Below are 2,743 nucleotides of genomic sequence, written 5' to 3'. Positions count from 1 at the left end.
GGCCTGGACCATTCGGCGATCGCTGCCGTTACGGCGACGCTGAAGGCAGCGTCTGGTCCGTCTCCTGAGGTCGCTTCGATCGGCGAAGCAGCGTCGCCAAGGCCAGTTCGCTCAAAGCCGCGCAAGAAACCGGCGCGCAAGGTCGCCAAGGCGCGAACGGCCAAGGCACCAGTCTCCGATGCGACGGCCCATGGCTGACGGAGCGAGCAAGGCGCGACGCAGGACGACCGGTGCCCGAACCGCAAGGCCGAAGACCGCAAGAGCGACGCCGGCCGGCACGGCTGCCACCCGCCCGAAGCGCTCGAAAAAAACGCTGGGCGATGATTTCGCCGCAGCACTTCGCGCCGACTTCCGCGCCCATGGCGCCGGCGTGATCGCCGCCGTGCGGGCGGAAAAGCCCGACCAGTATCTGAAGGTCGTGCTGACGATGCTGCCCAAGGAATTCTCGCAAGGTCTCGATGCGAACCAAAACAGTCTCGACCGGTTGAGCGATGAAGAGATCCGCAGCCGTATCCGCGGCCTCGAAGCGAGGCTCCGCCCGCTCCTCGATGCCGATCAGAACCTACCGGCGCTTCTATTGGGATGCCGTCCTTGGCGCCGCGCTCCCCGACGGCATCGACTACGCCGTCTTCGACTTCGCGGTGAACAGCGGGCCGGGCAGGGCGGCGAAATACCTGCAAGCGGCGCTCGGCGTTGCGCAGGACGGCAGAATCGGCCCGGCCACGCTCGCCGCGGCCAGGGCGAAACCCGCCGGCGTTGTCATCGATGCGCTTTGCGATGCGCGGCTCGCCTTCCTCCAGCGGCTGCCAACCTGGCCGACCTTCGGCAGAGGCTGGAGCGGGCGCGTGGCTTCGGTGCGCCGGCAAGCGCTGCTGATGTCGGCAACACCGCAAATGCCTCCTGGATCCTCGCCAATGATGCCAGCATCCCCGGGCGAGGCGCCAACGGTTGCGACGCCTGCCGGGGGCGCGACACAACCGCCCGCCGTGCCGCCGGCAAAGTCTCCGTCATCCGGCCTTGCCGGCATCTTCGCCTTGATCGTTCTGGCGCTCGGCTCGGCCGTCGCGTGGGCCGCGCATCTTCCCTGCAATCTCTTCAGAGTGTTTTGCCAATGATCGCCGTCATCATCCGCATCGGCCTGCGCTACGGCGCCGGCGTCCTCGTCGCGCGCGGCCTGCTCGGCGCTGGCGACGCCGCGGCGCTTTCGGCCGATCCTGACATCCAGGTGGCGCTCGAAACCGGCATCGGCCTGGCGCTCAGCTTCGCCGCCGAGGCCTGGTACGCGTTCGCCCGAAGGTTCCACTGGTCGAAGTGAGGGAGCAAAAAATGGTCGAGGTCTTCACCGAACTCATCGGCCGGGCCTTGCCCTGGGTCATCGGCGCGCTGCTCCTGATCGGCGCGCTTGTCATGTGGTGGCTGGCATGACGGCGCTACTCTCCTTCCTCGCCGGCAATCCGGCGATCCTGGGCATCCTGGCCTCCTTTGTCGCGGCGCTTGGCTGGGGCTTTCACCAAAGGCTCGCCGGCGCGCGCGCCGAGCGCGCCAGGCAAGCGGCCAGTGAAGCGGCGGCCCGCAATATCGCCGACCAGGTCGATAACGATGTCGGCGCGCTGCCCGCGGATGCGGTCAAGATGGAGCTGAGGTCATGGGCAAAAAACTGATCGCCGCTGTCCTCGCCGCCGCGCTCAGCGGCTGCGCCACGGCCAAGAGCGGCTTTTGCGCGATGTCCTCGCCGCTGCGGCTCTCCGCCAAGGCGGTCGATGCGCTGTCGAACGAGGAAGCGAGGACGCTTCTCGCCCACAACCGCAAGGGCGAGAAACTCTGCGGCTGGAGGCCGTGATGCACGACATCTTCGATCTGCTTGGCATTAAGGGCCAGGTGGTGGCCGCCGGTCTCGCCGGCGGGGTGCTCAGGGCACTCTCGCGCCATCGCTACAAATTGCGCGAGATGGTGGCATCGCCGATCTGCGGCGCTTTGGCCGCCGCCTATCTGACGCTGCCTGTCGCCGCCTGGGTTCAGGCGAGCGGCCTGCCGATGCCGGACGCCGCCGACGATACCACCACTTTAGCCGCCGCCTTCCTCATCGGCGTCTCGGCCATGTGGATCTCGGACATCGTGTTCGAGGTGGTGGTGCGGCGGTTCAGGCCGGCGCCGGAAGAATGAGGGGGTCCCCCGGCACGGACTTTGCCAATCCAGGCCTGTTCGTAGACGACCTTAAGCCGTCGGCAGATTCTCTGAAAACTCCGTGAACCAATTTGTGCCGCCGGGCGACGCATGGGTGCAAATGAACACTATCTACCCATGGAGATTTTCCGATGACTGCAATCCTGCGCAATGCACTTCTCGCCGCTGTCGCCGTCTCAGCCTTGGGCGGCTCCGCGATGGCCGGCCAGCAGATCTACGAATGCGACAACACGCCGACCAACAAGCTCTGGGCCGGCCGCTGCTGCGGCGTCGGCGATGCCAACTGCCTGGGTGGCGAAAGCCACCACCAAGGCAGGGGTGATCACGGCCGAGGCGACAAGGGCGGGAGCAACAACGGCAGAGGCGATAAGGGGCCTAAGTGAGGCCGGCCAGGCAACCGATGATCGCCGGTTCCCAACCGGCGAGCATCGGGCGCAGACTGTCCAGCCGATAGATGGGTAACACTTTGAACCGGATACATAGGTTACAGTTTTCCCCCTGAGTTGCTGTCCGCCGCAGTGCCGTCTGGTCGGGGTTGAAGGGCACTGCGGCGGACCAG

Annotated in this window: 7 protein-coding genes and 1 pseudogene; 7 read left to right on the top strand and 1 reads right to left on the bottom strand. The window is 66.6% G+C overall.

Features of this window, described 5'->3' with window-relative positions:
- The 7 genes and pseudogenes from EOA29_RS42375 to EOA29_RS31770 form a co-directional block, all read left to right on the top strand.
- A pseudogene (locus EOA29_RS42375) lies at nucleotides 1-198 on the top strand (hypothetical protein); the annotation flags it as partial.
- A gap of 350 nt (nucleotides 199-548) precedes the next feature.
- The gene (locus EOA29_RS31790) at nucleotides 549-1,115 is read left to right on the top strand and encodes a putative peptidoglycan-binding domain-containing protein (RefSeq protein ID WP_245464972.1); all 567 of its coding nucleotides are present in this window, start codon (nucleotides 549-551) and stop codon (nucleotides 1,113-1,115) included.
- Nucleotides 1,112-1,315, top strand: a complete 204-nt coding sequence (locus EOA29_RS41780) for a hypothetical protein (RefSeq protein WP_189350121.1) — start codon at nucleotides 1,112-1,114, stop codon at nucleotides 1,313-1,315. The genes EOA29_RS31790 and EOA29_RS41780 overlap by 4 nt, the downstream gene beginning before the upstream one ends.
- A gap of 106 nt (nucleotides 1,316-1,421) precedes the next feature.
- Nucleotides 1,422-1,661, top strand: coding sequence for an ABC transporter permease (locus tag EOA29_RS31785; protein ID WP_126094507.1), 240 nt, complete (start codon nucleotides 1,422-1,424; stop codon nucleotides 1,659-1,661).
- Nucleotides 1,646-1,840, top strand: a complete 195-nt coding sequence (locus EOA29_RS31780) for a hypothetical protein (protein WP_126094506.1) — start codon at nucleotides 1,646-1,648, stop codon at nucleotides 1,838-1,840. The genes EOA29_RS31785 and EOA29_RS31780 overlap by 16 nt, the downstream gene beginning before the upstream one ends.
- A complete protein-coding gene (locus EOA29_RS31775; protein WP_126094505.1) occupies nucleotides 1,840-2,163 on the top strand; it encodes a hypothetical protein in 324 nt (107 codons plus the stop codon). The genes EOA29_RS31780 and EOA29_RS31775 overlap by 1 nt, the downstream gene beginning before the upstream one ends.
- Nucleotides 2,164-2,315: 152 nt before the next feature.
- The gene (locus EOA29_RS31770) at nucleotides 2,316-2,567 is read left to right on the top strand and encodes a hypothetical protein (protein WP_059186486.1); all 252 of its coding nucleotides are present in this window, start codon (nucleotides 2,316-2,318) and stop codon (nucleotides 2,565-2,567) included.
- Here the strand turns inward: EOA29_RS31770 and EOA29_RS42370 are convergent.
- Nucleotides 2,560-2,743: hypothetical protein (locus EOA29_RS42370; RefSeq protein WP_210213193.1), on the bottom strand; the 184-nt coding region annotated here is incomplete at its 5' end. The genes EOA29_RS31770 and EOA29_RS42370 overlap by 8 nt on opposite strands.

It is taken from the genome of Mesorhizobium sp. M1E.F.Ca.ET.063.01.1.1 (genome assembly GCF_003998155.1).
Classification (GTDB): domain Bacteria; phylum Pseudomonadota; class Alphaproteobacteria; order Rhizobiales; family Rhizobiaceae; genus Mesorhizobium.
This window is presented reverse-complemented; position numbering and strand designations above follow the sequence as displayed.